22 protein-coding genes are annotated in these 22,685 nt (G+C 64.8%); 10 read left to right on the forward strand and 12 right to left on the reverse strand.

Features of this window, described 5'->3' with window-relative positions; translation table 11 throughout:
* Positions 1 to 87: 87 nt before the first annotated feature.
* Together ampC and BTN82_RS19570 are read left to right on the forward strand one after the other, a co-directional pair.
* Positions 88 to 1,278 carry a class C beta-lactamase gene (ampC, locus tag BTN82_RS19565; RefSeq protein WP_075120747.1) on the forward strand — a complete coding sequence of 397 codons (1,191 nt, stop codon included), beginning with the start codon at positions 88 to 90 and terminating at the stop codon, positions 1,276 to 1,278.
* A 148-nt stretch (positions 1,279 to 1,426) separates the two neighbouring features.
* On the forward strand, positions 1,427 to 1,981 hold the full coding sequence (locus BTN82_RS19570) for a UPF0149 family protein (protein ID WP_075120748.1): 555 nt from the start codon (positions 1,427 to 1,429) through the stop codon (positions 1,979 to 1,981).
* 88 nt (positions 1,982 to 2,069) lie between these two features.
* On the opposite strand, the gene BTN82_RS19575 is transcribed toward BTN82_RS19570, so the two are convergent.
* The 6 genes from BTN82_RS19575 to BTN82_RS19600 form a co-directional block, all read right to left on the reverse strand.
* Positions 2,070 to 2,468 (reverse strand): hypothetical protein, encoded by a 399-nt coding sequence (locus tag BTN82_RS19575; protein ID WP_075120749.1) that lies wholly within the window; start codon positions 2,466 to 2,468, stop codon positions 2,070 to 2,072.
* Positions 2,462 to 3,934, reverse strand: coding sequence for a PAAR domain-containing protein (locus tag BTN82_RS19580; protein ID WP_075120750.1), 1,473 nt, complete (start codon positions 3,932 to 3,934; stop codon positions 2,462 to 2,464). Before BTN82_RS19580 ends, BTN82_RS19575 begins: the two co-directional genes overlap by 7 nt.
* 730 nt (positions 3,935 to 4,664) lie before the next feature.
* Positions 4,665 to 5,450 carry a sulfite exporter TauE/SafE family protein gene (locus tag BTN82_RS19585; protein ID WP_075120751.1) on the reverse strand — a complete coding sequence of 262 codons (786 nt, stop codon included), beginning with the start codon at positions 5,448 to 5,450 and terminating at the stop codon, positions 4,665 to 4,667.
* Positions 5,451 to 5,646: 196 nt separating this feature from the next.
* Positions 5,647 to 6,180, reverse strand: coding sequence for a DUF3087 domain-containing protein (locus tag BTN82_RS19590; RefSeq protein WP_075120752.1), 534 nt, complete (start codon positions 6,178 to 6,180; stop codon positions 5,647 to 5,649).
* Between the two features lie 150 nt (positions 6,181 to 6,330).
* Positions 6,331 to 6,939 carry a hypothetical protein gene (locus tag BTN82_RS19595; RefSeq protein WP_075120753.1) on the reverse strand — a complete coding sequence of 203 codons (609 nt, stop codon included), beginning with the start codon at positions 6,937 to 6,939 and terminating at the stop codon, positions 6,331 to 6,333.
* 88 nt (positions 6,940 to 7,027) lie between these two features.
* Positions 7,028 to 7,801: a tellurite resistance TerB family protein gene (locus BTN82_RS19600; protein WP_075120754.1), complete on the reverse strand. Its 774-nt coding sequence runs from the start codon at positions 7,799 to 7,801 to the stop codon at positions 7,028 to 7,030.
* A 199-nt stretch (positions 7,802 to 8,000) separates the two neighbouring features.
* Here BTN82_RS19600 and BTN82_RS19605 point away from each other — a divergent pair, with 199 nt between their 5' ends.
* Both BTN82_RS19605 and BTN82_RS19610 read left to right on the forward strand, forming a co-directional pair.
* The gene (locus BTN82_RS19605; protein WP_075120755.1) at positions 8,001 to 9,131 is read left to right on the forward strand and encodes an HlyD family secretion protein; all 1,131 of its coding nucleotides are present in this window, start codon (positions 8,001 to 8,003) and stop codon (positions 9,129 to 9,131) included.
* On the forward strand, positions 9,128 to 10,720 hold the full coding sequence (locus BTN82_RS19610; RefSeq protein ID WP_075120756.1) for a DHA2 family efflux MFS transporter permease subunit: 1,593 nt from the start codon (positions 9,128 to 9,130) through the stop codon (positions 10,718 to 10,720). Before BTN82_RS19605 ends, BTN82_RS19610 begins: the two co-directional genes overlap by 4 nt.
* A gap of 10 nt (positions 10,721 to 10,730) precedes the next feature.
* On the opposite strand, the gene BTN82_RS19615 is transcribed toward BTN82_RS19610, so the two are convergent.
* Entirely contained in the window at positions 10,731 to 11,171 is a 441-nt protein-coding gene (locus tag BTN82_RS19615; protein ID WP_075120757.1) for a carboxymuconolactone decarboxylase family protein, read from the reverse strand.
* 232 nt (positions 11,172 to 11,403) lie between these two features.
* Here BTN82_RS19615 and BTN82_RS19620 point away from each other — a divergent pair, with 232 nt between their 5' ends.
* From BTN82_RS19620 to BTN82_RS19630, 3 genes are all read left to right on the forward strand, one after another.
* Positions 11,404 to 11,913: a sigma-70 family RNA polymerase sigma factor gene (locus BTN82_RS19620; RefSeq protein WP_075120758.1), complete on the forward strand. Its 510-nt coding sequence runs from the start codon at positions 11,404 to 11,406 to the stop codon at positions 11,911 to 11,913.
* Positions 11,913 to 12,872 carry a FecR domain-containing protein gene (locus BTN82_RS19625; protein ID WP_075120759.1) on the forward strand — a complete coding sequence of 320 codons (960 nt, stop codon included), beginning with the start codon at positions 11,913 to 11,915 and terminating at the stop codon, positions 12,870 to 12,872. Before BTN82_RS19620 ends, BTN82_RS19625 begins: the two co-directional genes overlap by 1 nt.
* Positions 12,873 to 13,002: 130 nt before the next feature.
* Positions 13,003 to 15,432 (forward strand): TonB-dependent receptor, encoded by a 2,430-nt coding sequence (locus BTN82_RS19630; RefSeq protein ID WP_075120760.1) that lies wholly within the window; start codon positions 13,003 to 13,005, stop codon positions 15,430 to 15,432.
* 109 nt (positions 15,433 to 15,541) lie between these two features.
* Here the strand turns inward: BTN82_RS19630 and BTN82_RS19635 are convergent, their stop codons facing one another.
* From BTN82_RS19635 to BTN82_RS19650, 4 genes are all read right to left on the reverse strand, one after another.
* A complete protein-coding gene (locus tag BTN82_RS19635; protein ID WP_075120761.1) occupies positions 15,542 to 16,984 on the reverse strand; it encodes a mechanosensitive ion channel family protein in 1,443 nt (480 codons plus the stop codon).
* Between the two features lie 154 nt (positions 16,985 to 17,138).
* Positions 17,139 to 17,765 (reverse strand): isochorismate family cysteine hydrolase YcaC, encoded by a 627-nt coding sequence (gene ycaC, locus BTN82_RS19640; protein WP_075120762.1) that lies wholly within the window; start codon positions 17,763 to 17,765, stop codon positions 17,139 to 17,141.
* A gap of 53 nt (positions 17,766 to 17,818) precedes the next feature.
* The gene (locus tag BTN82_RS19645) at positions 17,819 to 18,502 is read right to left on the reverse strand and encodes an isochorismatase family protein (RefSeq protein WP_075120763.1); all 684 of its coding nucleotides are present in this window, start codon (positions 18,500 to 18,502) and stop codon (positions 17,819 to 17,821) included.
* An 82-nt stretch (positions 18,503 to 18,584) separates the two neighbouring features.
* Complete coding sequence (locus BTN82_RS19650; protein ID WP_075120764.1) at positions 18,585 to 19,451, reverse strand: pirin family protein; 867 nt, start codon at positions 19,449 to 19,451, stop codon at positions 18,585 to 18,587.
* A 106-nt stretch (positions 19,452 to 19,557) separates the two neighbouring features.
* On the opposite strand from BTN82_RS19650, the gene BTN82_RS19655 reads away from it, so the two are divergent.
* The 3 genes from BTN82_RS19655 (at position 19,558) to dkgB (ending at position 22,162) form a co-directional block, all read left to right on the forward strand.
* On the forward strand, positions 19,558 to 20,466 hold the full coding sequence (locus tag BTN82_RS19655) for a LysR family transcriptional regulator (protein WP_075120765.1): 909 nt from the start codon (positions 19,558 to 19,560) through the stop codon (positions 20,464 to 20,466).
* 106 nt (positions 20,467 to 20,572) lie between these two features.
* A complete protein-coding gene (locus BTN82_RS19660; protein WP_075120766.1) occupies positions 20,573 to 21,112 on the forward strand; it encodes a PaaI family thioesterase in 540 nt (179 codons plus the stop codon).
* A gap of 246 nt (positions 21,113 to 21,358) precedes the next feature.
* A complete protein-coding gene (dkgB, locus tag BTN82_RS19665) occupies positions 21,359 to 22,162 on the forward strand; it encodes a 2,5-didehydrogluconate reductase DkgB (RefSeq protein WP_075120767.1) in 804 nt (267 codons plus the stop codon).
* Between the two features lie 4 nt (positions 22,163 to 22,166).
* Here dkgB and BTN82_RS19670 read toward each other — a convergent pair whose 3' ends face one another.
* On the reverse strand, positions 22,167 to 22,646 hold the full coding sequence (locus BTN82_RS19670; RefSeq protein WP_075120768.1) for a hypothetical protein: 480 nt from the start codon (positions 22,644 to 22,646) through the stop codon (positions 22,167 to 22,169).
* Positions 22,647 to 22,685: the final 39 nt, after the last annotated feature.

Below are 22,685 nucleotides of genomic sequence, written 5' to 3' on the forward strand. Positions count from 1 at the left end.
TTGATCTCGTTCAGCACCGGCGCCGGTAAAAAGCCGCTGGGAGCGCAGCGGCCATCACCTTGCAAAATCATGGAATGTCGCCCCGTCATGCACAAGAAAAACCTTGCCCTGTCTGGATTCTTTACCCTCTCCCTGCTGCTCTGCGGTGCCAGCACCTGCCTGGCCGCCAGCCAGCCGGACAGCCCTCTCAAGCCCTTGGTCGACGCGGCAATTCGCCCGCTGATGCAGCAACAGAACATCGCCGGCATGGCGGTAGCCATCACCGTCAAAGGCCAACCGCATTACTTTAACTACGGCCTGGCGTCCCGGGAGGAGAAAAAAGCCGTGGACGCGGACACGCTGTTCGAGATCGGTTCGGTGAGCAAGACCCTCACCGCGACGCTGGCGGCCTACGCCCAGGCCAGCGGCAAACTGGCCCTCGACGCCCCGGCCAGCCGCTACCTGCCAGCCTTGCAGGGCAGCGCTTTCGAGCGCATCAGCGTGCTGCAGTTGGGGACCTACAGCGCCGGCGGCCTGCCGCTGCAGTTCCCCGATCAATGGGACAGCCCGGACAAGATGCTCGGCTACTACCAACAGTGGAAACCGGCCTATGCCCCCGGCGCCCAGCGCCTGTACTCGAACCCGAGCCTCGGCCTGTTCGGCTACCTGGCGGCGCAAAGCCTGGGCCAGCCCTTCGCCCAAGCGATGGAGCAGCGCCTGTTCCCGCAGCTCGGCCTCAAGCACAGCTATCTCCAGGTGCCGGCCGCGCAACTGGGCCACTACGCCCAGGGCTACGACAAGGACGGCAAGCCGGTGCGGGTCGGCCCCGGCGCCATGGACGCCGAGGCGTACGGGGTGAAAACCAGCGCCGCCGACCTGCTGCGTTTCGTCGAAGCCAACCTCAAGCCCGAGTCGCTGCCGCAGCCCTGGCCCCAGGCAATCGCCCTCACCCACACCGGTTATTACCAGGTCGACGGCATGACCCAGGGCCTGGGTTGGGAACTCTACCCCTACCCGCTCAGCCTCGAGGCCCTGCTGGCCGGCAACACCACGCAGATGGCCATGGAGCCGCACCCGACCCGCTGGCTCAACCCGCCCCAGGCGCCACGGCCGAACACCCTGCTCAACAAGACCGGCTCCACCGGCGGCTTCGGCAGCTATGTGCTGTACGTGCCCGGCAAGGACATCGGTATGGTGCTGCTGGCGAACAAGAACTACCCCATCGCCGAGCGGGTGAAGGTCGCCCATGCGCTGCTCGAAGCCCTGGACGGAACAACCGGCGCGGGCCAGCAACCCTGAGGAAAGCGCGCTTCTGGCCTTGACGCGGTGCCCGCCCTGGGCGCCGCCACGATGATTGGCGCTGGCTAAAACCGGCGGAACGCGCCATCCTCCGCGTCTTTTTCCGCGCCGCCTTTCGGGCGGCGCACGCTTGTCCAAGGAAGCCGCCATGCACAACCAGCCGCTCAACCCCGCCGAGTTCGAATTCATCGAAGACACCCTGCTCAAGTACGGCGACGACCACTCCGTGCTCAACCTGGCCGAGCTGGACGGTTTCTGCACCGCCCTGGTCTCTGGCCCGACCCAGGTGGACATCGCCGAATGGTTCCCGGCCATCTGGGGCGGGCAGAACCCCGATTGGCAAAGCCCGGACGAATGCAAACGCTTTATCGAACTCAGCGTGCGCCACCTGAACGCCCTGGCCGCGACCCTGGCCAACGACCCGGCAAGCTTTGCCCCGCGCTTCGAGGAAACCGAGCACCAGGACCAACCCCTGCCCCTGGCGGAGGAATGGTGCTTCGGCTACCTGCGCGCCATGGCCGTGAGCAACTGGCCCGAACTGCCCGCCGCCCAGGCCGCCCAACTGCAAGCCATCGTCACTTGCGCCGAGCAGGACAACTTCGAACTGCCGGCCGACCTCGATCGGGCGCAGCACCAGCAGAACGTCGCCAGCGTCGAACAGGCGGCGCGGGCGTTGCATGATTATTGGGTGGCGCAGCGTTGAAAGTGGGTTGGGGCAGGCTGAACGCCTGCCCTCTTACCTCTCGGCCGCATGAGCGTCGGGATCAAGAAGACCGCAACTAAACGCTCACTTACATCGAAGGCCAGCGCCTGATCAGCATCACGGCCACGGACTCAATGACAAGCACCACCAGCAGTCCACCCATGAGGTAGTGCGAAATAATCAATCTTCTTTTAAGCGGTTGAGGAAAGTTGTTTATCTCATCGGCATCCAACAACCCTCTTCTGATGAAAAAGCCCGGAAAAGCCAGATAACCCGCTACGACCCCCACCATCATGATCCGGCCCCAAGCCCCCATATGCAGGTAAAACCTGTTGCCGGTTATCATCTGGCAATTCTTAACATACCCGAGCATTTCACCTATACGGGTATACCCCCAATACAGATAGACACCCATCATGGCGAACATACCGATAAAGGTTATTCCAATAAAAACGCCCAGTACTATATGAGCCGTCGTGATTACCATATCGCTCTTCCTTCATAGATCAGCTCTCCCAAAAACTCGCCAGCTGACGCTCCCCTGCTAGCAAAATAACTCCCGCTACCGGCCACGACCAAGCCACACACTACGCCGCCAATACCGCCTGTAGGCACGCCGATAGCGACGCAGATACTGCCCGATGTGGACGCGGTTAAAAGTGCCCCTGCTATCACTCCACCGCCGACCCCACCTGAAAAACTCCCCGTCTCGGTGAACCTCACCTTCTCACACGCCTCCCTGCTCCCTGCCAAACACACATCCTGCACCTTCACATAAGACGCACCGCCACCAAAGGCGATCCCCAGCCAGCCGCCCCACTTCAGTAGCGTGGATGCCCTGGAAACACCGTCAATATGCGTGGCATACCCCGGTATCTGCCCCACCGCGCCGGCCTGGGTCCAGCGATGCACCAGACTATGGCTGGAAATCCCCAGGGCCTGTTTGAGTTTCGGGTGATCGGGAAAAGCAATGCTCATTCTCGGGATAGCGCTCAGGCTTGCGTCCAATTGGGTAAACAGTTTTCTTCTTTCACTGAAGAACTCAACGCTGCGCAGGTGCCCATCCCGCAGAAAGAACCGTTGGTGCAGCGCCTCAATCTCCAACAGTGTCCTTTTCAAGCTATCTATATGGTTGCCTGCCGCCGCAGTGCCAACGCCCAACGCCGTCGAACCGTACGAAAGTATCGACTCGATCTGCGCCCGGTACTTGAGCATAAACGCCGTTTCTTCATCGCTCATGGACGCCAAGGCCGCGCTGACCTTGTCCGCCGCTTCCATCAGCAGCGCTTCTTCGCGAGTGTATAGGTTGTTGTCGGGATGACTGAGGACAACGAGCTGCCCCGGTTTGGCATCGCTTGAGAGTTGGGGATTGAGCCGGCGGAATTTCTCCAGTACCGCTTCATCGGCCTGGCCGAACAGCAGCGTCTCCAGCGCCGCCCGACTCATGGGCGATTGCACGATATGAAAGCCGGGTTCTACGAGGTGTTGTGTGTCTTGCACGGACAGCGGCGGTGAAACGATATCGCCGTGGGCAACGGTCAGGCCGCGTACCCGGTCCCGCGGCACCGCATCGGCAAACTCGTTTTGCGGGTAGCCCTGATGAATGGCGTCGGCCCAGCGCTGGGTATTGATCACCGCCGGCCCGACGTAATCGCTATCGAGCGCAATAGTCGGCTGGTTTCCGGAAATAACCGAACGCTGGGTGGCAATCAGGCGATTGGCCCCGCTCGGGCAACCGCATTGCACAAGGCTGCCTTCCACCGCTGTGGCCTGTTGGCTATCCAACAAGGTGTGGTGCCCTTCGGCGATGTAACCCACCGTCTGGCACACCGGACACCACACCGGGTCGGCAATGCGGGCGACCCGTTGATTCACGACGAAGGCGTTGGCTGATCCGGCGATGACCTTGCCACCGGTGGTGGTGGGATCGCCTTCCCTGATGACAAAGGCCATGGCGTACGTTCTTGTTGAGGAATGGGCCTCGAACGTAATGGCGCGCATCAGGCGACTGAATCAGGCAATTCTTAAAAAACGACGCCTGCGAAGCACCCACGAATAGCGATGTAGGGCGCTTGTCCAAACCAGGATCAGGACGCGACTAGCCCTACACAATTTGCAGAAAACGCCGACTTGCCCGCTCCAAAACCCGCGTCCTGTCGCCGCTGCCGAGCCCGCGAGGCTGCGCAAGACCCGCAGGGTCTCTGGCGTCCGTGAGATCGCTGCGAGCGTGCCGCTCGTGCGCAGCCTTCGGCAGCGGCTACATAGAGCGGGGATGGCGAGATAGCGGGGGTGTTCGCAAGTCCTGTAGCCGCTGCCGAGCCCGCGAGGCTGCGCAAGACCCGCAGGGTCTCCGGCGCCCGTGAGATCGTTGCGAGCGTGCCGCTCGTGCGCAGCCTTCGGCAGCGGCTACATAGAGCGGGGATGGCGAGATAGTGGGGGTGTTCGCAAGTCCTGTAGCCGCTGCCGAGCCCGCGAGGCTGCGTAAGACCCGCAGGGTCTCCGGCGTCCGTGAGATCGTTGCGAGCGTGCCGCTCGTGCGCAGCCTGCGGCAGCGGCTACAGGGATCGTGCATGGCAGGGGCATCGAGGGTGCCGCGAAACCTGTAGCCGCTGGATGGCGAGTCATGCTGCAAAAACGCAAAAGCCTCCCGTGGGAGGCTTTTGTGCAACCCGCCAGCGCGGGTTCAGAACGCCAGTTTGTAGCCGATGGAAAACAGCATGATCGCCAGGAACGGCCGCAGCAGTTCGTCCGAGACGCGACCGGTCATGTGGCTGCCGATCCAGATTCCCGGCAGCGATCCCATCAGCAGGAAGCCCAGCAGTTGCCAGTCCATGTTGCCCATGCTGGCGTGGCCCAGGCCGGCGACCAGGGTCAGCGGCACGGCGTGGGCGATCTCCGTGCCCACCAGGCGCTTGGTGGCCAGGAACGGATAGAGAATGAACAGCGCCACGGTGCCCAGGGCCCCGGCGCCGATGGAGGTCAGGGCGACCATGGTGCCGAGGATCACCCCGGTGACCACGGTCAGGCCGTTGAGGCTGGAATCCTTGAGGTGGTAGTGGTCGCCGGCATGCTTCTGGGCAAAGGCCAGGAGCTTTTTCTTGAACAGGATCGCCAGCGCGGTGAGCAGCAGGACAAACCCCAGGGCCTGCTTGATCACACTGTTCAGCGCCTGCGGGTCGGTGTGCAGGCTCTTGAGGAACCACAGCGTGGCCAACACCGCCGGCACGCTGCCCAGGGTCAGCCAGCCGGTGATCTTCCAGTCGATATTGCGGTTTTTCTGATGGACCAGCACGCCGCCGGATTTGGTGATGGCGGCGTACAACAGGTCGGTGCCGACCGCGGTCGCCGGGTTGATGCCGAACCACAACAGGATCGGGGTCATCAGCGAGCCGCCGCCCACCCCGGTCATGCCAACGATAAAACCCACCACCAGGCCCGCGATTACAAAACCGAAATTACCTACATCCATCAATAAGCCCTACGCATCGACTGCGGCCAGGTGAAAAACTGGCGGCAGCATAGCGCTAATGCTTATGTCCATTTATATAAATAAAATCTAACGTTATAACCAGAGTTCAAAAACCAATGCATTCGATGCATTAATCTGACGCTCTATATGCTTTATAAACATGGAGCCAAGGGCTGGAAAACCGCGCGTTTTCGGCTCATTTCTTCACTGGAATCCGCTTCACCGCGTCGAGCCATTGCGGGTCCAGGCGGTTCTGCGCGGTGTCCATGCCCAAGGCTTCCATGCGCTCCTTGTGCCGGTCGATCTCGTGCACCGCCTGGCTCAAGGCGCTGGAGTTGGCATCCAGCTGGTGCATCTGGGTCAGGCCCAGGTGATAGAAGCGCAGCAGTTTCATCGCCGTCGGGTCCGCGGCCTCGACGCCGGCGATGACGTGGTGCATGACATTGGTCACGCTCATCAGGCTGCGCTTGAGCTGCCAGCCGTAGACCGCCGCGGCCATCCACGGCTGCGCCCAGAAACGCAGCCGCATCAGCACCACGCTCAGCACCAGCCCCGCCAGCACCCCGGCGACATTGAGACGGAAGTTGTCGCCGCCCGGTTCGCCGAACAACAGCACCGCGGCGCTGGACAACAGCATGGCCAGCGACAGGAAGATCAGGGCAATGAACAGGGTGCTGCGGCGGGTTTGCTGGCGGAACAGCTCGGGGTTCTGCGGCTGGATCTCGAACATGGGGACAACGCGCTCGGCTGAGGGACAAGTCGGGCATTATCACCTCGCCGACGCCCGCAGATGACGATTAAATCGGTGCTGCGACAATCCACCCCGGCCTTGCGCGGTGGCCACCCGCGCCACGGCGGCGGGGTGGCCTGCTTCAGGGCTTCAGGTCGCGCGGATATCGATCTCGTAGTCGCAGCAACTGTGCTCGTCCAGGTGGTTGAGCTGCGAGCGGATGCTGTACAGCTCGGCCAGCCCCAACTCGTCGCGCAGCCCGATAAAGAAGCCGTCGAACGCCGGCCATTGCAGGTGCTGGTCGATCCCCAGGGCGTGGGTGATGCGGTGGTAGCGGTCGGTCCCGGTGATGCGGATGCGCGCATGCCCGGCATCGAACTGCAGGATCTCGAAACGGTATTCCGGGCTGGAGGTATAGATCGCCGCGAGCAACAGCGTGGTGATGCCCCGGGCATTCCTTTCAAGTTGCGGTTTGCGGGCCACATGGCGCTGCGCCATGCCTTTGCCGATCTGATAGAAGGTCCGGCGGGACAACTCCTGCATCCGCTGCACCCCGAACAGCTCGCCGGCCTGCTTGAGCATCTGGCCGTAGAAGGACGCGGTGATATCGGATTGCGACCGGGTCAGTTCCAGCAGCGAATCGGGGTAGAAGTCACGAACCAGCGCCTGCCAGTCCATGTAGGGGTGATAGATGTCCTGCGCGCGGAAAAATGCCAACTGCGTGAAAATCTCCGGCAGTTCCTGGTTGAGTGAACTCATGGCTTATCGCTCCTTGATGGCGGATTTCCCTGTTACTGCACTCCCGTCGTTGAAATGAACCGGCCCCGGGCGGGGCCGGCTTGGTTGCTCAGGCCACGCCGCCCTTGGCTTGCTGTTCCAGGTGCAATTGCAGCGTGGGATCGATGTTCAAGGCCGCCGCCAACTCGTCCAGATAGGCACGTTCGGCGTCTTGCTGGTCGTCCACCAGCATCACGCTGGCCAGGTACATTTCCGCGGCCATGCCCGGCTCGCCCGCGGCCGATCGGGCGACGTCGGCGGCGTCCAGCGGCCGCGCCACTTCGTCGTCGAGCCATTGCTGCAATTGCGGATCGTCGGTGTGGCGGCCGATCTCGGCGCCGATCAGTTGTTGTTCCTGTTCGTCGATACGCCCGTCGGCCTTGGCCGCGGCGATCAGCGCCCGCAGGATCGCGTGGCTGTGTTCTTCGGCTTCCGGGCCGGCCAACTGGTCGACGGTCCGCAAGGCTTGCGGCGCCGCCGTCTGCTGCTGGCGCTGCCAGCTCTGATAAGCCTGGAACGCCATCATGCCCAGGGAGGCCAGCGCCGCATAATTCATACCGCCGCCGGAACGACCCTGGGGCGCGCCGCCAGACGTCGCGCCGCCGCCCTGCGCACCACCCAGCCCGGAACCGCCGAGCAGGCCGCCGAGCAGACCGCCCAGGCCACCGCCCCCCAGGCCGCCCGCAGCAGCACCGCCACCGCCGCTGTTACCGCCCAACAGGCCACCGAGCAAGCCGCCCAGGCCGCCCAACCCGTCCTGCGGCGCCGAAGCCCCGCCGCCCTGCTGGCTCATCGAAGCCTGGCCGGCCCGCAGCAACTGTTCAAGCAAATCACTGGTGTTCATGGCATCGCTCTCTTCGGGCAGTTATTCAGAGTGCCAACAATAGTCTGCGCCGCGGCTTGCGCCAACTACTTGCGCTCGCGCCCCGCGCCCTGCTCGGCGCACCCGCGTCACAACCTGACGACCGGCGCAAAAAATCGTTTGTCAAAAAATATTACATACAACATATTACGAACATAATATTTACCCGAGCGCCTTTGCCATGACCAGCCTGCCCAGCCTAGACCCCTCCGCCGTCGCCATTCCTGCGGCCCAAGGCCGTCCGCCGCGGCTCAAACGCCTGATACTCGCCACCCTGGCCCTGGCGGCGCTGGCCCTGCTGTTGGCTTACGCCGTGCACTGGTGGACCAGCGGGCGCTTTATCGAAAAGACCGACGACGCTTACATCGGCGGCGACGTGACGGTGGTCGGGCCCAAGGTGGCCGGCTACATCGAACAGGTGCTGGTCAGCGACAACCAGCAGGTCAAGGCCGGCGACCTGCTGATCCGCCTCGACGCCCGGGACTACCGCGCCAGCCTGGCCAAGGCCGAAGGCGCGGTGGCCGCCGAAGAAGCGCTGCTGGCCAACCTGGACGCCACCGAGCAGTTGCAGCACGCAGTGATCAGCCAGGCCCGCGCCGGGATCGATGCCACCGCCGCGGAAATGAGCCGCTCGCGCGACGACAACGCACGCTACAAGCGCCTGGTCAGCAGTTCCGCGGTGTCGGTGGAAAGCGCGCAACGCGCCGAGGCCGGCTTCAAGACCGCCCAGGCCCTGAACACCCGGGCCCAGGCCGAGCTGCTGGCGACCCAACGCCAGCTGCAAGTGATCGCCACCCAGAAACTGCAAGCCCGCGCCGCGCTGCTCCAGGCCCGGGCCGAACGCGACCTGGCGCAGTTGAACCTGGGCTATACGGAAATCCGTGCGCCCATGGACGGGGTGATCGGCAACCGCCGGGCGCGCAACGGCGCCTACACCCAGGCCGGCGCGCAACTGCTGTCGCTGGTGCCCGCCAGCGGCCTGTGGGTGGACGCCAACTTCAAGGAAGACCAATTGCAACACATGAACCCGGGCCAGCGTGTGGTGATTCGCGCCGACGTGCTGCCCGGCCGCGAATTCCATGGCCACCTCGACAGCCTGGCGCCGGCCACCGGCGCCCAGTTCAGCGTGCTGCCACCGGAAAACGCCACCGGCAACTTCACCAAGATCGTCCAGCGGGTGCCGGTGCGGGTCGTCCTCGACCCGCAGGACGCACGGCTCGGCCAACTGCGCCCCGGCCTGTCGGTGACCGCCGCGGTGGACACCCGCGCCGCGCCCGCGACGCCTGAAGCCGCCGTGGCCAGCGCACCATGAGCCGCACCCTCGCCGCCCCGGCCCAGCCTTTCGACGCGGCCAGCCTGAGCACCGCGACCCGGGTCTTCGCCTTCGCCAGCATGTGCGTGGGCATGTTCATCGCCCTGTTGGATATCCAGATCGTCTCGGCGTCCTTGCGCGACATCGGCGGCGGGCTGTCGGCCGGCGCCGACGAAACCGCCTGGGTGCAAACCAGCTACCTGATCGCCGAAATCATCGTCATCCCGCTGTCGGGCTGGCTGTCGCGGGTGTTCTCCACGCGCTGGCTGTTCTGTGCCTCGGCGGTGGGCTTCACCCTGGCCAGCCTGTTGTGCGGCGTCGCCTGGAACATCCAGAGCATGATCGCGTTCCGCGCCCTGCAAGGGTTTCTCGGCGGTTCGATGATCCCGCTGGTGTTCACCACCGCGTTCTTTTTCTTTACCGGCAAGCAGCGGGTGATCGCCGCGGCGACCATCGGCGCCATCGCGTCCCTGGCGCCGACCCTGGGCCCGGTGATCGGCGGCTGGATCACCGAAGTGTCGAGCTGGCACTGGCTGTTCTACATCAACCTGCTACCGGGGATTTTCGTCGCCGTGGCGGTGCCGCTGCTGGTGAAGATCGACCAGCCGGACCTGTCGCTGCTCAAGGGCGCCGACTACCCGAGCATGCTGCTGCTCGCGCTGTTTCTCGGCTGCCTGGAATACACCCTGGAAGAAGGCCCGCGCTGGAACTGGTTCGGCGACGACACCATACTCGCCACCGCCTGGATCTGCGGGCTGGCCGGGCTGGCCTTTATCGGCCGCACCCTGCACGTGGCCAACCCGATCGTCGACCTGCGCGCCCTCAAGGACCGCAACTTCGCCCTCGGCTGTTTCTTTTCCTTCGTCACCGGCATCGGCCTGTTCGCCACCATTTACCTGACGCCGCTGTTCCTCGGCCGGGTGCGCGGCTACAGCGCGCTGGATATCGGCATGGCGGTGTTTTCCACCGGGGTGTTCCAGATCCTCGCGATCCCGCTGTATGCGTTTCTCGCCAACCGCATCGACCTGCGCTGGATCATGATGGCGGGCCTGGCGCTGTTCGCGGTGTCGATGTGGGATTTCAGCCCGATCACCCATGACTGGGGGGCCAATGAATTGCTGCTGCCGCAAGCCTTGCGCGGCATCGCCCAGCAACTGGCGGTGCCGCCGGCGGTGACCCTGACCCTGGGCGGCCTGGCGCCGGCCCGGCTCAGGCATGCCTCGGGGCTGTTCAACCTGATGCGCAACCTGGGCGGCGCCATCGGTATCGCCGCGTGTGCGACCATCCTCAACGACCGCACCAACCTGCACTTCACTCGCCTGGCCGAACACCTCAACAGCAGCAACGAGGCGCTCAACCAGTGGCTGGCCCGGGCCGGCGACCGCTTCGCGGCGCTGGGCCAGACCGGCGACGAAGGCGTCAGCGCCAGCCTGCACCAGCTCTGGCAACTGACCTATCGCGAGGCGCAGACGCAGACCTACGGCGATGCGTTCCTGATGATCATGGCCTGCTTCATTGTCGCCACGGCGTTGGTGCCGCTGATGCGCCAGGTCGCCCCGCCGCCGACGCCGTCGGCCGACGCGCACTAGCCTCGGCGAATCAGGCCTGGGGCATCTTGCGGAAACCCACGGCCAGGCGGTTCCAGCTGTTGATGGTGGTGATCGCCACGCTCAGGTCGACCTGCTCGCTGGGGCTGAACTGGCTGCTCAGCAGTTCGTAGTCGGCATCCGGCGCGTGGGTTTCGCTGACCCGGGTCAAGGCTTCGGTCCAGGCCAGCGCGGCGCGCTCGCGGTCGGTGAAAAACGGCGTTTCGCGCCAGACCGAGACCGCGTACAGGCGGCGCTCGGTTTCGCCGCCCTTGCGCGCGTCGGCGGTGTGCATGTCGACGCAGAAGGCGCAGCCGTTGATCTGCGAGGCACGCAGCTTGACCAGCTCGATCAGGGTCTTTTCCAGGGGCAGTTTCGAGACCGCGGTTTCCAGGGCGAGCATGGCTTTGAGGGCGTCCGGCGAGGCTTTGTAGAAATCGATGCGCGGTTGCATGGGGGTGGCTCCAGATCCAGTGAATGTGTAGCTACGTTAAGCCCGCGACCGATCCCGACCAATAACCAATTCCAGCGAAGACCAGGTGACCAATCCCCGTCCCGTAGACCGCGCTGCCGCCACTGAAACTATTCGCCAGGAGGGAATTGCCAGCGCTTGCCGCGCGCCATTAGAATGCGATCAATTCTTAATTACATTCAGGCCAGGACGCCAGAAACGAGTAGCTGCCGCCATGTCGTCGCCTGCCGATCCCCCTTTCAAGCAGCAGATCCACCAGCTCTACAACGAGCATCACGGCTGGTTGCATGGCTGGTTGCAGCGCAAGCTGGGCAATGCCTGCGATGCCGCCGACCTGGCCCATGACACCTTCCTGCGCCTGCTCACGCGCCAGACGACACGGCCCCTGGGCAACGAACCGCGAGCGCTGTTGACCCATATCGCCAAGGGCCTGGTGATCGACCGCTGGCGCCGCCAGGACGTCGAGCGCGCCTACCTGGAAACCATCGCCCACCTGCCGGAGCCCGAGGTGCCCTCGCCGGAAACCCGGCTGCTGATCCTCGAAGCCCTGTGGCGCATCGAAGCGCTGCTGCGGGAGATGCCCGCCGCCACCCGCGAGGCCTTCCTGCTGTCGCAGCTCGAAGGCCTGACCTACCCGCAGATCGCCCAACGCCTGGGCCTGTCGCTGGCCACCGTCAAACGCCATATGCGCAGCGCCTTCATTGCCTGCCTGAGTGTCGCCTGATGAACAGCCCGACGATCGACCCGCAGATCCTCGGCGAAGCCGCCGACTGGCTGGTACAACTGCACTCCGGCGCGGCCACCGCGGCCGACCGCGAGGCCATCGCGCAATGGCGCCAGCGCAGCGCCGCCCATGCCCAGGCCTGGCTGCGGGCCGAGGCGATCCTCGGCGATTTTCGCAATGTGCCGGCCGAGATCGCCGTACAGACCCTGCAACGCGCCGCTCGCGGCAACGGCCTGAGCCGACGCCAGACCCTCACCCGCCTGGGGCTGTTGCTGCTGGCCGGGCCGCTGGGCCTGGCCGCCCAGCACACGCCATGGGAGCAATGGAGCGCCGAGCAGCGCACCGCCGTCGGCGAACAGAAGCACCTGCAACTGCCTGACGGCAGCGCCTTACTGCTCAACACCGACACCGCGCTGAACATCGCCTTCAGCCCCGACGAACGCCGGGTGCGCCTGTTCGGCGGCGAAGTGCTGGTCACGACCGCCCAGGACCTCGCCGCTCGCCCCTTTATCGTCGAAACCCCGCAAGGCACGGCGCGCACGCAAGGCACGCGCTTTTGCGTGCGGATCAATGGCTCGCGCAGCCAGGTCTCGGTACTCGACGGCACGGTGGAGGTGCGGCCGCAGTACCTTAGCCTCGGGGTGCCGTTGCACGCCGGCGAACGCCAAAGCTTCAAGCTCAATCGCCTCGAGGCCGTGGAGCGCTTCGACCCCACGGCCCTGGCCTGGGACCGGGGCCTGCTGCTGGCCAACGATATGCGCCTGGACCAACTGCTGGAAGAGCTCGGCCGCTATCGCCCGGGGGTACTGCGCTGCGCCAGCGAAGTCGCCGCGGTGCGCGTGTCCGGGGCGTTCTCCCTGCGCGACACCGACGCCAGCCTGGGCCTGCTCGGCGACAGCCTGCCGCTGAAGATCAGCCGCCTGACCCGCTATTGGGTGTCGGTCGAGGCGCGTAGCTGACGCCATCGCGAGCCAGCCGCACTCCTACAGGGGCAAGCAAAAATATTCATGATTGCTGACACCTTTTTCGCGCTCGTCCGGTGAGTGGATATACCCCCTCTATCCACAGGCTCGACAGGATCTTCCCCCCATGCCTTCAAGGCCCTTGTTCAGACTCACCGCATTCCCCCTCAAGGCCCTGGGCCTGGCCGTGCCGCTGGCGCTGCTCACCCCGGCCGCGACCTTCGCCGCCGAGCCGGCCGGCCAGGCGCAAGTCCGCCATTACCGGATCGCCCCCGGACCACTGAGCCAGGTGCTGGCGCAGTTCGCGGTCAGCGCCGGGGTGCCGCTGGCGTTCGACCCGGCCCTGCTCGGCCAGCGCCAGAGCGGCGGCCTGCAAGGCGATTTCAGCGTGCGGGACGGTTTTGCCCGCTTGCTCGAAGGCAGCGGCTTCGGCCTGGTCAGCGGCGACCACGGCTACACCCTGGTGCCGCTGGCCAGCGACGGCACGCTGCAACTGGGCGCCACCACCGTCAGCGCCCTCGGCGGCGCGGCGGACGACAGCTACGCCGGCGGCCAGCTCGCGCGCTCGGCGCAGGTCGGCGTGCTCGGCCGCCAGCCGCTCAAGGACCTGCCGTTCAGCGTCACCAGCTTCACCGCCAAAACCATCGCCGACCAGCAGGCGCAGACCGTCGGCGACGTGCTGCTCAACGACGCCTCGGTGCGCCAGTCGTCCGGCTTCGGCAACTTTTCCCAGGTATTCATGATTCGCGGCTTGCAGCTGTACGGCGACGATATTTCCTACAACGGCCTGTACGGCGTGCTGCCCCGGCAGATCATCGCCACCGAGGCCCTGGAACGGGTCGAGCTGTTCAAGGGCCCGAATGCTTTCGTCAACGGCGTCACCCCCGGCGGCAGCGGCATCGGCGGAGGGGTCAACCTGCAACCCAAGCGCGCCGGCGAGACCCCGACCCGCAGCATCACCCTGGACAGCAACGGCTCCGGCCGCACCGGCGGGCACCTCGACCTGGGCCAGCGCTTTGGCGAAGACCAGCGCTTCGGCGCCCGCCTCAACCTGCTGCAACGCGAAGGCGACACCGCCATCGACGACCAGAGCCAGCGCTCGACCCTGGCCACCCTCGGCCTGGATTACCAGGGCGAACGCCTGCGTCTGTCGGCGGATGTCGGCTACCAGAAGCAACTGATCAACCAGGGACGGCCGGTGGTCTACCTCGACACCACGGCCACCAGCCGCATCACCCAGGTGCCCCACGCGCCCTCGGCCAGGGACAACTACGCCCAGGACTGGAGTTACTCGCAGTTGGAAGACACCTTCGGCATGGCCCGCGCCGAATACGACCTGAGCGACAACTGGACTGCCTATGTCGCCGGCGGCGCCAAGCACACCCGGGAAAACGGTGTGTATTCCTCGCTGACCCTCACCGACCTCGCCGGCAACGGCCGCGGCGGCATGCTCTATTCGCCCCACGACGAAGACAATAAAAGCCTGATGGCCGGCCTCAACGGCCAGTTGCAGACCGGCCCGGTCAGCCACCAGCTGAACCTCGGCCTGGCCGGCATGTGGGGCGAGCAGCGCTCGGCGTTCGAGACCATCGCCAACAGCGGCCGCTATTTCAATAACCTCTACGATTCGGTGCAGCGCCCGCGCCCGCCGGCCACTTCGTTCGCCAGCGACATCCACGATCCGCGCATCGTCGGCAAGAACCAGATCAAGAGTTCGGCGATCTCCGACACCCTGGGCTTTCTCGACGACCGGGTGCTGCTGACCCTGGGCGTGCGCCGCCAGTCGATCCGGGTCGACGGCTGGAACACCAGCACCGGCATCCGCACCTCCAGCTACGACGAGAGCATCACCACGCCGGTGTATGGCCTGGTGATCAAGCCCTGGGAGCATGTGTCGTTCTACGCCAACCGCATCGAGGGCCTGGCCAAGGGCCCGACCCCGCCGACCACGGCGCTCAACCGCGACCAGACCTTCGCCCCGGTGCGCAGCAAACAGGTGGAAGCCGGCGTACGCCTGGACGCCGACAGCTACGGCGCCAGCCTGGGCGTGTACCGCATCGAGCAGCCGTCGAGCTACACCGACAACGGCGTGTTCCGCGTTGACGGCGAACAAGTGAACAAGGGCGTGGAGCTGAACCTGTACGGCGAACCGCTGGACGGCCTGCGCCTGCTCAGCGGCGCGACGCTGATCAAGACCGAGCTGCAAGGCTCCGCGGGCGGCACCAACGACGGCAACCGCGCGGTGGGCGTACCGAGCTTCCAGATCAACCTCGGCGCCGACTGGGACGTTCCGGGCCTCCAGGGCGCGGCCCTCAGCGCGCGCATGCTGCGCACCGGCGGGCAGTATGTGAATGCCAGCAACACCCTGAGCATCCCGGCCTGGAACCGTTTCGACCTGGGCGCGCGCTACGCCTTCACGCTGGAAGAAAAGGACATCACCCTGCGCGCCAACCTGGAAAACGTCGCCAACACCGCCTATTGGGCCTCGGCCAACGGCGGCTACCTGACCCAGGGCACCCCGCGAACCCTGAAAGTCTCAGCCACCCTCGACTTCTAAGCCTCTGTAGGAGCGCAGCTTGCTCGCGATCCGCGCAGCGGCCATCCAACCCAGTGCCTGATCTGGCGCTATCGCGAGCAAGCTCGCTCCTACAGAGGCCGGTTTGGGGTCATGCGCGGTTGCGCAGCCATTGCAGGAAACCTCTTTTCACCGCGGGCCGCGGGGCTTCCTGGGTCAGGGTCTGGGCGATGTGCTGGCGGAAATCCAGGAGGTTTTTCATTGCCTCGTTGATATCCCGTCGCGCATCCAGGCAAGGCTTGAGGTATTCGTTTTCGATGCGGTACAGGGTGCAGAAGGTCTTGGCCGAGAAGTCGGCCAGGGTCGCCTGTTCGGACACCACCCCCGCCTCGCCGATAACTTCGCCCGGGCCCATGCGTCCGGCTTCGAACGGCTTGCCGTCGCGGATCAGGCTCACCGAGACCACGCCCGACTCGATGATCAACAGGTGATCGCTGACCTCGCCCGCCGGCAGGATGGTTTCGCCGGCGCGAAAGGTCTGCAGGGTCATGTTCTGGCTGAAGGTTTCCTTCTCCTCCTGGCGCAAGGTGGAGAAGATGCTCGAGCTGTCCAGCAGCGCCCGCGGTCGCGACAGGCTCGCCGGCGCATCGCTTTCGCCGCTGGACAACAGCCGCACGCCGGACGCCTGCAAGTGCCGGAAGGCCAGGTCGAACAGCTGGTTGCGCACGTCGCGCTTCTGCCCCATGGACGCGACGAAGCCGCTGATTTCATACTCCACCCCGGCGTTGCCCGAGCTTTTCAGGGCCACGCTGGGGGCCGGCGTATTGAGCAGTAACCGACAACCGAGCACCGCCCGCTCCAACGCCTCGATCACCGTTTGCGGTCGTGCGTGGGGGCTGACCTGAAGACTGATGGCCAGCCCGTGCATATCGGCGGGACGGCTGAAGTTGATGATCTTGGCCTTGGCCGCCATGGAGTTGGGGATCACCGCCATGCTGCCCTGGGAAGTCTGTAAGCGGGTGGCGCGCCAGTCGATATCGGTGACCCGGCCCTCGGTGCCGTCGATGGAGATCCAGTCGTCGAGCTGATAGGGCTTGGTGGTGTTGAGCACGATCCCGGAGAACACGTCGCTGAGGGTGCTTTGCAACGCCAGGCCGACAATGATCGCCACTGCGCCGGACGTGGCCAGCACGCCCTTGACCGGCAGCTCCAGCACATAGGCCATGGCCGCGATGATGGCGATCAGGAAAATCACCGCGCCGATCAGGTCTTGCAGCAACCGCCCGGTATGCCCGACCCGCTGCATCATCAGGGCGCCGAGCACCACGGTCAGGGTCCGCGCGCCGAAGATCCACCAACCGATCTGCAACCCGGTGGCGGCCAGGTGCAGCGGCACGTCCTCCGGCCAGGGCGCGGCCTGCAGCGGGTTCATGCCCTGGTTGAACAGCAGCGCGCTGTACAGGCCGAAAATCAGCACCCGCACCACCAGCTTCCAGTAACCGCCCCGCGAGCCAATCACCCGCCACAGCAGCATATCCAGCAGGATCAGGACCAGCGCGGCGAACAGCGGGTGGTCGGCGAACAGAATCGGCATCGGGCAACTCCAGCACAGTCGGAAACGCGACAATCGCACAGAAGCAACCTTGCAGGTATAGCCGGAAAATAAAAAACAGGGGCCTCCTCAAAGGCCCCTGTATCCAGCGTTACCGCCTCTTTAGCCGCTGGCGCAGCCGGCGGCTACAGGTCGGTCATTTACCCTGGGTCAGGGTGTTGTAGCTGGTGATCAGGTTGCGGTAGTCCGGGATGTGGTTGGAGAACAAGGTGCCCAGGCCCTCGATGTCGTTGCGCCAGTCGCGGTGCAGCTCGCAGGCCAGGCCGAACCAGGTCATCAGTTGCGCGCCGGCGGTGGACATGCGGTTCCACGCCGAATCGCGGGTCAGGGCGTTGAAGGTGCCGGAAGCGTCGGTCACCACGAACACCTCGAAGCCCTCTTCCAGGGCCGACAGCGCCGGGAAAGCCACGCAGACTTCAGTCACCACGCCGGCAATGATCAGTTGCTTCTTGCCGGTGGCCTTGATCGCCTTGACGAAGTCTTCGTTGTCCCAGGCGTTGATCTGGCCCGGGCGAGCGATGTACGGCGCGTCCGGGAACAGTGCCTTGAGCTCGGGCACCAGCGGGCCGTTGGGGCCGGTTTCGAAGCTGGTGGTGAGGATGGTCGGCAACTGGAAGTACTTGGCCAGGTCGGCCAGGGCCAGCACGTTGTTCTTGAACTTGTCCGGCTCGATGTCGCGAACCAGGGACAGCAGGCCGGCCTGATGATCGACCAACAGCACGGCCGCGTTGTTTTTGTCGAGACGCTTGTAGGGGGTAGTCATGGGTAGTCCTCGCTTGGTATCAATGCCGAATCGATCGGCGTGGGGGTGCTCGTTCAGCGCTGGGAATCCAGCACTTCGTGCTCGTTCGCCACTTGCTGGGCCTTGATGTAGCTCTCGATCAGCAGCTGGTAATGCGGCATGGCCTGGGCGTAGACCGCGGCCCACTGCTCGGCGTCCGGGCGGTTCCACGAACCCTGCAACTCGGAAAGCGTAGCCATGATGCCGATCGGCACCACCCCGGCCTGGGCCAGGCGAGCGACGGTCAAGTCGGTGGCCTGACGCGAATGGTTGCCCGAGGCATCGACCACCGCGAACACCTTGTAACCCTCATGCACCGCGGCAATCGATGGAAACGCCAGGCAGACGCTGGTCAGGGTGCCGGCGATCACCAGGGTTTTCTTGCCGGTGGCCTTGACCGCCGCGCGGAACTCGGGATTGTCCCAGGCGTTTATTTCACCTTTGCGGGCCACGTACTGGGCATGCGGCGCCTCCTGGTGGATCTCCGGGATCAGCGGGCCGTTCGGCCCCTGGGGCACCGAGGCGGTGGTGATCACCGGCATCTTCAGCAGGGTCGCGGCTTTCGCCAGGGCGATGGCGTTGGCGCGCAATTGCGGTACGTCCATGTCCTTGACGATCTGGAACAGCCCGCTCTGGTGGTCGATCAGCAGCATGGCCGCGTCGTTGGGGTCGATGGTCGGCTTCAGGCCATTGAAGTTGGCCGCATTGACGTTATTCATGTGCATTTCCTCTTTATTTAGGCAACAGCCATCCCTGGCCCTGAAACCGGCCCGCGCATCCTGTGCAAGTCGGTATGGGGGGTCAGTCGGGCATCTGGCCGAAACGGCCGGACTGGAAGTCGACGAAGGCCTGGTGGATCTGCGCTTCGCTGTTCATCACGAACGGGCCGTGGCCGACGATGGGCTCGTCGATCGGCTCGCCGCTGAGCAGCAGCACCACCGCGTCGTTGTTGGCTTCCAGGCTGAGCTGGTCGCCGTCGCGCTCGAACAGCGCCAGTTGCCCTTCGCGCACCAGCTCCTGGCCGTTGACCTGGACCGTGCCGCGCAGCACCACCAGGGCGGTGTTGCGCCCCTGATGCAGGTCGAGGCTCAGGTACTTGCCGGCATTCAGGCGGATATCCCAGACGTCGATCGGGGTGAAGGTCCGGGCCGGCCCCTTGACGCCGTCGTACTCGCCGGCGATCAGGCGCAGGGTGCCGCTGCGATCCTTCAGCGCGATGGCCGGAATATCGCCATCGAGGATCGTCTGGTAACCGGGCGCGGCCATCTTGTCCTGCGCCGGCAGGTTGACCCACAGCTGGACCATTTCCAGGGTGCCGCCGGATTGGGCGAAGGCTTCGGAGTGGAACTCTTCATGGAGAATCCCCGAGGCCGCGGTCATCCATTGCACGTCGCCCGGACCGATCTTGCCGCCGCTGCCGGTGGAATCGCGGTGTTCCACTTCGCCCTTGTAGACGATGGTCACGGTTTCGAAACCGCGGTGCGGATGCTGGCCGACGCCACGCCGCTCGCGGGTCGGGGTGAATTCAGCCGGGCCTGCGTGATCGAGCAGCAGGAACGGGCTGATGTGCTTGCCCAGGTTGTCGTAGGAAAACAGGGTCCGGACCGGGAAACCGTCGCCCACCCAATGGGACCGTGGGCTGGTGTAGATGCCGATGATGTTTTTCATGCTGTGCCTCCGAAATGGGTGAGTTATTTCGTGCAGACACCTTAAAACCCATACCTTTGATGCACTAGACTGCAAAAATCGCCCTTAGCGTTCCATTTGGAGAACGATGGTGGAAGATCTCAACACCCTCTATTACTTCACCCAGGTGGTCGAGCACCGCGGTTTCGCCGCCGCCGGGCGGGCCCTGGACATGCCCAAGTCCAAGCTCAGCCGGCGTATTGCCCAGCTCGAGGAACGCCTGGGCGTGCGCTTGATTCATCGCACCAGCCGCCATTGTTCGCTCACCGAAATCGGTCAGGAGTACTACCAGCGTTGCCTGGCCATGCGCGTGGAAGCGGAAAGCGCTGCGGAAGTCATCGAACGCAACCGCTCCGAGCCCCAAGGTTTGGTGCGCCTCAGTTGCCCGACCGCGCTGCTCAACTCCTGGGTCGGGCCGATGCTGACCCGTTACATGCTCAAGTACCCGCTGGTGGAGCTGTTCATCGAAAGCACCAACCGCCGGGTCGACCTGATCCACGAAGGGTTCGACATCGCCCTGCGGGTGCGCTTCCCGCCGCTGGAAAGCAGCGACCTGGTGATGAAGGTGCTGGGCAACAGCACCCAGTGCCTGGTGGGCCATCCGGACTTTCTCGCGCGCCTGTCGAGCCCGGCCTCGCCCGCCGACCTCAGCGGCCTGCCGAGTCTGCACTGGGGCGCGGCGCAGCGCGAATACCAGTGGGAACTGTTCGGCCCGGACGAGGCCCTGGCGCAGATCCGCCACAAGCCGCGGATGGTCACCGACGACCTGATCGCCCTGCGCCATGCGGTGCTGGCGGGGATCGGCATCGCCCACCTGCCCAGCGTGGTGGTCCGCGAAGACATGGCCGCCGGACGCCTGGTGCAACTGGTGCCGGGCTGGACGCCCAAGTGCGGGATCGTGCATGCGATCTTCCCTTCGCGTCGCGGCCTGTTGCCGTCGGTGCGGACCCTGATCGACTTTCTCGGCGAGGAGTTCAGCCGCAGCGACATGACCTGACGGCGGCGCGCGAATACTCCGAGGTGTGGCGGTTTTGGCACTGGCCGAAAAAATATTTCGAGCATAATATTTTCACACCCTTCTCCCGCTCAACGAGGAAACGCCCATGCAAAGCCCATCACGCGATGCCACCCTGGCCCAGTGGCTGGCCCAGGAACAGGCGATGCGCGCCCGCCTCGCCGGCCCCGGCAGCCTGTCCATGGCCGAAGTCAGCACCTTCTCGCCCGCCGAGTTCTTCGACGGCATCGGCAACGGCGACTTGCCCACGGCGCCCATCGGCACCCTGATGGATTTCATCCCCATCGAATGGTCCTCTGGGCTCTTCCTGTTCCAGGGCACCCCGGACGCCCGGCATTACAACCCGCTGGGCACGGTCCACGGCGGTTATGCCGCGACCCTGCTGGACTCGTGCATGGGCTGCGCGATCCATACCCAGCTGAAAAAAGGCCAGGGCTACACCACCCTGGACCTGCGCATCAGCTACGTGCGCGCCCTGACCGGCAGTACCGGGCCGGTTCGCGCCGAGGGCAAGATCGTTCACCTGGGCCGCTCCACCGCCCTGGCCGAAGGGCGGATCTACGACGTCGACGGCCGCCTGTATGCCACAGGTACTACCACCTGCATGATTCTCGAACCCCGCGGCTGAAGCTGCTGCGTCCTGCCGGAGCAGCCGGTCGGCGCTCGATTGGCTTGCAAAGGGTTTTCCAGCCGCTGGCAAGCGCAAGCCGCCGTATTTTTCGCGAGCATGCTCGCTCCTGCAGGGACGGGGTGACCCGGGTCGGCGGGAATATTCGTGATTCGCGGTAAAGATTCCTTTGCCCCGCCGGCGGTTTTTCTGAGCGGTGCGGGCCGGGATACTCGTGGCCTTTCCCCTGCCACCAGGAGTTCCTTCATGTCTGTACCCGCTTTCGGCCTCGGCACGTTCCGCCTGCAAGGCCAGGTCGTCATCGATTCGGTCAGCACCGCGCTCGAACTGGGCTACCGGGCCATCGACACCGCCCAGATCTACGACAACGAGGCCGATGTCGGCCAGGCCATCGCCAACAGCGGCATCCCCCGCGACGAACTGTTCATCACCAGCAAGATCTGGGTCGCCAACTTCGCCCGGGACAAGTTGATCCCCAGCCTCAAGGACAGCCTGCGCAAGCTGCGCACCGATTACCTGGACCTGACCCTGATCCACTGGCCGTCCCCGGAAAACCAGGTGCCGGTCGAGGAATTCATGGGCGCGCTGCTGGAGGCCAGGCAATTGGGGCTGACCCGGCAGATCGGCATTTCCAACTTCACCGTCGACCTGATGCGCCAAGCCATCGCCGCGGTCGGCGCCGGGCAGATCGCCAGCAACCAGATCGAACTGCATCCGTATCTGCAGAACCGCAAGGTGGTGGAGTTTGCACGGAGCCAGGGGATTCACATCACGTCCTACATGACGCTGGCCTACGGCGAAGTGCTCGCGGACCCGGTCATCCAGCAGATCGCCGCGCAGCATCGGGCGACGCCGGCTCAGGTGACCCTGGCCTGGGCCATGCAATCGGGTTATGCAGTGATTCCCTCCTCGACCCGGCGCGCGAACCTGGAAAGCAACCTCAAGGCCTGTGCCCTGACCCTGACAGCGGCGGACATGCAGCGCATCGCCGGCCTGGAGCGCGGTTATCGCCTGACCAGCCCTGCCGGCATTGCGCCGGCGTGGGACTGAGGCCTCAGCGCAATACGGCGTTCAACAGCAGGCCGTCGGGGACGATCTGGCCCTCGTTGGAGCTGCTGAGCAGCCTGCCGGCCGCCGGGGCATTGCTCCGACGGTGGGTATCGACCGCCCGCATCAGACTGCTGAGGGTGTCGTAGTCCGGCAACGGCTGGCTGCTGAAGTACAGCTTGCGCTGGCGGCCCACTGGAATCGACGGCAGGCAGCGCGGCTCCACGCCATAGATCAGCCCATGGCGGACCTGCGGGTTGTCCAGGCAGAAATCCAGCATGTCGAGTTGGGCCTGGCGCCCGAACGCGGCGTTGACGATCACCAGGTCCAGCGGCTCGCTGCCATATTCCACGACGCTCAACACCTCGACGAGCTGGTACATCGGCGCGATCCGGTAGTAACCCAGCTGATTCAACACCCGCTCGATCTTCATTCGATGAAAGTGCTGCTCATCGGCAATCAGGATTCGTAACGTTTTATTCAGCATTTTTTTCGACCATGAAAAAATAAGTCAGGGGTGGCAGGC

This window comes from Pseudomonas chlororaphis, from assembly GCF_001921865.1.
Classification (GTDB): domain Bacteria; phylum Pseudomonadota; class Gammaproteobacteria; order Pseudomonadales; family Pseudomonadaceae; genus Aquipseudomonas; species Aquipseudomonas chlororaphis_D.